Below are 6,176 nucleotides of genomic sequence, written 5' to 3' on the forward strand. Positions count from 1 at the left end.
ACTCCAGACCGCCGAACAGGTTTCAACCCTGCTCCAGGCACAGGTCGAGCGCGGTGAAATTGCCGGGTTTGAGAGCCCCAGCCGCTACCTCCCCAGCGTGGCCACGCAACGCGCCCGCCAGGCCAGCCTGCCCGCTGCTGAGGTGTTGCAGGCCCGCATGACCCAGGCCACGCAAGGGCTGCCAGTGCGCCCGGGGGTGTTTTCACCTTTCCTGGCAGAGGTCGCTGCCGCCCGCAGCCAGCCCTTGCTGCAGCCAGCCGACCTTGAAAAAACCTCGATGGCCATGGCCCTGGCCGCGCTGCTCATTGGTAAAGACGGCCGCTGGAGCGCCCTGCTACCTTTGACTGCGTCCCAGGGACGAAACATCGACGCCGACAACATTCGCGCCGCGCTGGCCACCAAGCCCTTGCCTGGCGTACTTTTTGTCGACATGAAAACCGAGTCTGACCGTTTGTATTCCAGCTACCTGCACGAAGCCATCGTGCTGTCGCTGGGCGGGCTGGCTGTCCTCGTGGCCCTGCTGCTGGTGGTTTTCCGGTCCCCGTCCCGGGTGCTGCGGATCATTGCGCCGCTGGCGGCCGCTGTCGTCACAGTCACGGCCGGGCTGGCCCTGCTGGGCCAGCAACTGATCATCCTGCACCTGGTGGGCCTGTTGCTGGTCGTGGCCGTGGGCTCCAACTACGCGCTGTTTTTTGACCGGCCCGAGCCCCATGCCCCGATAGCGCCCAGAACCCTGGCGTCCATGCTGCTGGCCAATCTGACCACCGTCGCAGGGTTTGGCCTGCTCGCTTTTTCCAAGGTGTCCATCCTGCAAGCCATGGGCGTTACCGTTGCCCCGGGCGTCATCCTGGCGCTGGTTTATGCCGCAATTTTTGCCAGGAAGCCCCATGCCTGACCTCCGGTGGAAGCCCAGCATCCTGGTACGTGCAAGCATCACGCTGCACGCGGCGGCACTTGCGGCCATCCTTGTTGATTCCGGCTGGTGGCGCTGGGCGCTTGCCGCCGTGGTCCTCAACCATCTGTTGCTCACCGTCGTGGGTATGTGGCCCCGCAGCCAGTGGCTGGGCCCCAACTGGACCCGCCTGCCCCAGGCCTCCGTCGCCAGGCGGGAAATCGCCCTGACCATCGATGACGGCCCCGACCCCGCCGTGACACCCGAAGTCCTGGATCTGCTCGACCGGTATGCGGCCCGCGCGACCTTTTTTTGCGTCGGTGACAAAGCCGCCCGCCATCCCGAGTTGTGCCGCGAGCTTGTGCGGCGCGGACATGCCGTTGAAAACCACAGCCAGCACCACCGCCACTACTTTGCCCTGACGGGCCCGCGCAGCATGTTTCGCGAGTTGCAGGCAGCGCAAAACACACTGAGCGGCCTGACGGGCCGGCGGCCCCTTTTCTTTCGCGCTCCCGCCGGCCTGCGCAACCCCTTTCTTGACCCGGTACTGGCCCGGCTCGGCCTGAAGCTCACCAGCTGGTCCGTGCGCGGCTTTGACACCCGCGTCACCAATGCCGAGCAAGTAAAACGCAAACTGACGGCCGGGCTGCAAGCCGGCGCCATCTTGCTGTTGCATGACGGCAATGCAGCACGCACACCGCAAGGTGTTCCGGTCATCCTGGATGTCCTGCCCGCCCTGCTGGAGTCCATTGCGGCCGCCGACCTGCACACGGTGACCCTGCAGCAGGCCCTCGCATGAATCCTACGCAGAAAACCCGGCAGAGTCCGTGGTCACAAATAGGGCGGGTTATCTTTCAGCACATCTATCTGAAAGCCATTGGCACGATGCTTTTCATCGGCGTGTTTTTCGGCGCCTACTTTTACCTGCTCAAGCACCCGGCCTTTCCGATCGCGGTGATGCCCCTCACCTGGCCCGACCACCTCATCGGTTTTGAACCGCTGGCCTTGCCGGTTTACCTCTCGCTATGGGTTTATGTCTCGCTGCCGCCCATCTTCTTTGGCGACCGGCGCGAACTCTTGCGCTATGGCGGCGCCATTGCGCTGACCTGCCTGGCGGGCCTGCTGGTGTTTTATTTCTGGCCCACGGCCGCACCCGCTCCAGACATTGACTGGCCGAAATATCCGCAGATGCTTTTCCTGAAAAACATGGATGCGGCAGGCAACGCCTGCCCTTCGCTTCATGTGGCAACAGCCGTTTTTTCGGGCATCTGGCTGCACCATCTGCTGCGCCGATTCTCCGTCCCCGCATGGGTGCTGGCGGTGAACGCGCTCTGGTGTTTCGGCATTGCCTATTCCACGCTGGCCACAAGGCAGCACGTCGCGGTGGACGTCGCCGGAGGCCTGCTCCTGGGGGGAGTGGCAGCCTGGTTATCCCTGCATCTTCACAAACAGCGCACCGCAGGCAAGTAACAGCTGGTGTCCGGCATCGCAACGGCGCCGGATTTGCCACGTGATTTGCTAAAGTGTCTTTTTCTTCAGATTGGTTTTTTCTCTGTATCCACTTTGGCTTTCCCACTTCACCGCAACCAGCAGCATGGGTCGCGGTCTTGCACAAACTCTCGACGCGTTGCGCACGCGGCGGGGCGGGCTCGCCCCATGCACTTTTGACACGGTCGACCTGCCGACCTTTGCAGGCGAGGTCACGGGCACGGACAGCGTGCAGCTTCCTGCGCAATGGGCCCGCTTCGACTGCCGGAACAACCGGCTCGCCCTGCTGGGGCTTCAGCAGGACGGTTTTACTGAAGCGGCGGCAGCTGCCGGTAAAAAATACGGCGCGCACCGCGTGGGGGTCTTCATCGGCACCAGTACATCGGGCATTTTGCAAACCGAACTGGCCTATCGCCGGCGCGACCCGGGGACCGGCGCCCTGCCCCCCGATTTCATTTACGGCACAACACACAACACATTTTCTGTCGCTGATTTCACGCGCCAGTACCTTGGGCTGACCGGCCCGGCCGCCGTTGTGTCGTCAGCCTGCTCATCCAGTGCCAAGGTGTTCGCTTCAGCGCGAAGGATGATGCGGGCGGGTCTGATCGATGCTGCCGTGGTCGGCGGGGTCGATTCGCTGTGTCTCACAACCTTGTATGGCTTTAACTCGCTGGGTCTGATTTCCCCCCAGGCTTGCAGGCCATTCGACGCCGCACGCAACGGCATCACCATTGGGGAAGCTGCCGCTTTCGCCCTGCTGGAACCCGCACCGGCACAACCCGCCCCAGATGATGTGCTGCTGCTGGGCGTCGGCGAATCCAGCGACGCCCACCATATGTCCTCCCCCCATCCCGACGGCCTGGGTGCACGGCTGGCAATGCAGCAGGCCCTGGACATGGCCGGCCTCACCACGGCCGGGATCGACTACATCAACCTGCACGGCACAGCCACACAAAGCAACGATGCCGCGGAAGCCAAGGCGGTGTCCGGGCTGTTCGGCCCAGGCACCCCCTGCAGCTCCACCAAGGGCGCCACCGGCCACACGCTCGGCGCTGCGGGCGGGCTTGAAGCCGTGATCTGCGCGCTCGCATTGCAGCACGGCCTGCTGCCCGGCGGCATCAACACCCACGAGCGCGACCCGGCCCTGGCCGTCAACTACCTCATGGACAACCAGGAGGCCGCCCCCCGGCATGTGCTCAGCAATTCCTTCGGCTTCGGCGGAACCAATTGCAGCCTGATTTTTGGCCGTGCCGGTTAAGGTCCCCACGTGACACAAGCACAACCCCCATCCGCAACAGCGCTGACGGTTTTTGTCGAAGGTATCGGGCTGCTGGGCCCCGGACTGACGGGGTGGGCGCAAGGGCGCGAATATCTCAAAGGCAGCACCGCTTATCAAGCCACGCGCTGCGTTCTTCCGCCACCCATGGCTTTGCCGCAGGCCGAACGCCGCCGGGCCGGCGCGGTGGTCAAGGTGTCGCTGGCAGTGAGCGAGGAAGCGGTTGCAGCTTCGGGCCTGCAAGCTGCCATGCTGGCATCCGTGTTTTCATCTTCCAGCGGCGACGCCGTCAATTGCCACGAAATTTGCAATGCTCTGGCCTCCAGCGACAGGCTGATCTCCCCGACGCGCTTTCACAATTCAGTGCACAACGCCGCCTCCGGCTACTGGAGCATTTCAAGCGGCTCGATGGTTTCGTCCTCGGTGCTTTGCGCGCGCGATGCAAGTTTTTCGGCAGGTCTGCTGGAGGCCATGGCCCAGGTAGCGGTGGACCAGATACCCGTGCTGCTGGTCGCTTATGACACCGATTACCCGGAGCCGCTGTACAGCACACGCCCCATTCCCGACACCTTCGGCCTGGGACTGGTGCTGACACCCCACCGCAGTGAACGCAGCCAGGCGCAGTGGACGCTGGAACCAGACAACTGCCTGACGGCCTTGCCTGCCGACCGGCTCGATGACGCCGCGCTCGAACAGCTGCGCACAGACATTCCTGCGGCACGCTGCCTGCCTCTGCTGCGCAGCATCGCGCGGCAGCAAAGCGGCCGGATCGTGCTGGACTACCTTGACGGCCGGCAACTGGCCCTGCAGGTGGCACCGTGATACTTGCAGGCCTGATGCCCACCAAGGCCTGCAGCGCGCCTTTGAGCCTTGGGCACGACGAGATCGCGCGCCGTATTCCCCATCAAGGCAGCATGTGCCTGCTTGAACGCGTCACGGCGTGGGACAACAGTCAAATTTCTTGCGAAGCCACGAGCCACCGCGCTGCCGGCAATCCCCTGCGTGCCTACGGAAGGCTGGGCGCCGCATGCGGGATTGAATACGCAGCGCAAGCCATGGCTGTGCACGGCGCACTGATCTCGGAAGCCGCGGCCGGCACCCAGGAAAATCACTCGGCCACCGGCGATGCCGCCCCCTTCGGCTACCTGGTCAGCGTTCGCGGCGTCACCCTGCATGTCGAAAGACTCGACGACATCAACCTCGCGCTCACCATCCATGCCGAGCGCACGAGCGGCGACGCCGGCAGTATTCTTTATGGGTTCACGGTTCATGCAGGCCCTGCGCTGCTTCTGTCAGGCCGCGCCGTGGTGATGCTCGACGCACCATCCAGGGAGATTGCATGAACGCCTCCGTACTCAAACGCGCGCTGGTCACCGGTGGCAGTGGCGCCATTGGCTCGGCCATTTGCCGGCAACTGGCTGCCGATGGATTTCACGTCATCGTGCATGCCAACCGCGGCCTCGATGCCGCATCAGCACTGGTGGCTTCCATCCAGGCGTCAGGCGGTCATGCGGAAGCTGTGGCGTTTGATGTCACTGATGCCGCCGCAACCGCCATTGCCCTGGAAACCCTGCTGCTTCAGGGGCCGGTCCAGGTGGTCGTGAACAACGCCGGCATCCATGACGACGCGGTCTTTCCGGGCATGCAGCTGCGGCAGTGGCAACAGGTCATTGACGTATCGCTGAATGGCTTTTTTCATGTCACCCAGCCCTTGATGATGCCGATGATCCGTACGCGCTGGGGGCGTATCATCAATATCACGTCGGTCGCGGCAGTGGCAGGCAACCGCGGACAGGTGAATTATTCGGCGGCCAAAGGCGCATTGCATTCAGCCACCAAATCCCTTGCGCTGGAAGTGGCCAGCCGCGGCATCACGGTTAATGCGGTCGCGCCGGGCATCATCGCGACACCAATGAGCCAGGACAGTTTTGATGCCACTGCCATCGCGCAGCTGGTACCCATGAAACGAGCCGGGCGACCTGAAGAAGTCGCCGACCTCGTGAGTTTTCTGACTTCAGAGCGCGCAGCTTACATCAGCGGCCAAGTTATTTCCATCAACGGCGGCATGATTTAAAAAGGCACTCCATGACCATTCCTGAAAACACTCCCACGGTGCATGCACCCCATGTCCCGCTGACCGAGTATTACCAGACAGAGCAGGACCGGCAAACCTATCTGCGCAGGATTTTTGACAGTACCGCGCCGGACTATGACCGCATCGAGGCAATCCTGGCCTGGGGCAGCGGTTCACGCTATCGACGCGACGCATTGATTCGCGGCGGCCTGAAAACCGGCATGAAAGTCCTCGACGTGGGTGTGGGAACCGGCCTGGTTGCCGCGCAAGCCTGCCTCTTGACCGGAGACCCCACACTGGTGACCGGCCTTGATCCCAGCCCCGGCATGATGGCCGCCAGCAAGCTGCCAAAAACCATGGTGCTGGTGGAAGGCCGGGCCGAGTCCCTTCCGTTTCCGGACAACCATTTCGATTTTTTAAGCATGGGTTATGCCCTGCGCCACATC

At 63.2% G+C, this 6,176-nt stretch carries 8 protein-coding genes; all 8 read left to right on the plus strand.

All coding sequences use genetic code 11. The annotated features are described in order from the left end of the window. The coding region (locus AC1D1P_RS11675; protein WP_477673087.1) for an MMPL family transporter at window positions 1–895 on the plus strand (895 nt) is incomplete at its 5' end. Continuing rightward, on the plus strand, window positions 888–1,691 hold the full coding sequence (locus AC1D1P_RS11680; protein ID WP_477671555.1) for a polysaccharide deacetylase family protein: 804 nt from the start codon (window positions 888–890) through the stop codon (window positions 1,689–1,691). The genes AC1D1P_RS11675 and AC1D1P_RS11680, both read left to right, overlap by 8 nt. A gap of 86 nt (window positions 1,692–1,777) precedes the next feature. After that, window positions 1,778–2,362, plus strand: coding sequence for a phosphatase PAP2 family protein (locus AC1D1P_RS11685; RefSeq protein ID WP_477671554.1), 585 nt, complete (start codon window positions 1,778–1,780; stop codon window positions 2,360–2,362). Between the two features lie 82 nt (window positions 2,363–2,444). Beyond that, on the plus strand, window positions 2,445–3,638 hold the full coding sequence (locus AC1D1P_RS11690; protein WP_477673090.1) for a beta-ketoacyl-[acyl-carrier-protein] synthase family protein: 1,194 nt from the start codon (window positions 2,445–2,447) through the stop codon (window positions 3,636–3,638). Window positions 3,639–3,647: 9 nt separating this feature from the next. Then, window positions 3,648–4,478 (plus strand): beta-ketoacyl synthase chain length factor, encoded by an 831-nt coding sequence (locus AC1D1P_RS11695; protein ID WP_477673088.1) that lies wholly within the window; start codon window positions 3,648–3,650, stop codon window positions 4,476–4,478. A gap of 14 nt (window positions 4,479–4,492) precedes the next feature. After that, window positions 4,493–4,999, plus strand: a complete 507-nt coding sequence (locus tag AC1D1P_RS11700) for an ApeP family dehydratase (protein ID WP_477673091.1) — start codon at window positions 4,493–4,495, stop codon at window positions 4,997–4,999. Next, window positions 4,996–5,730 carry a 3-oxoacyl-ACP reductase FabG gene (fabG, locus tag AC1D1P_RS11705; RefSeq protein WP_477671552.1) on the plus strand — a complete coding sequence of 245 codons (735 nt, stop codon included), beginning with the start codon at window positions 4,996–4,998 and terminating at the stop codon, window positions 5,728–5,730. Before AC1D1P_RS11700 ends, fabG begins: the two co-directional genes overlap by 4 nt. 11 nt (window positions 5,731–5,741) lie before the next feature. Continuing rightward, the coding region (locus AC1D1P_RS11710; protein ID WP_477673089.1) for a class I SAM-dependent methyltransferase at window positions 5,742–6,176 on the plus strand (435 nt) is incomplete at its 3' end.

The organism is Polaromonas sp. P1_E1_2 (assembly GCF_056406035.1).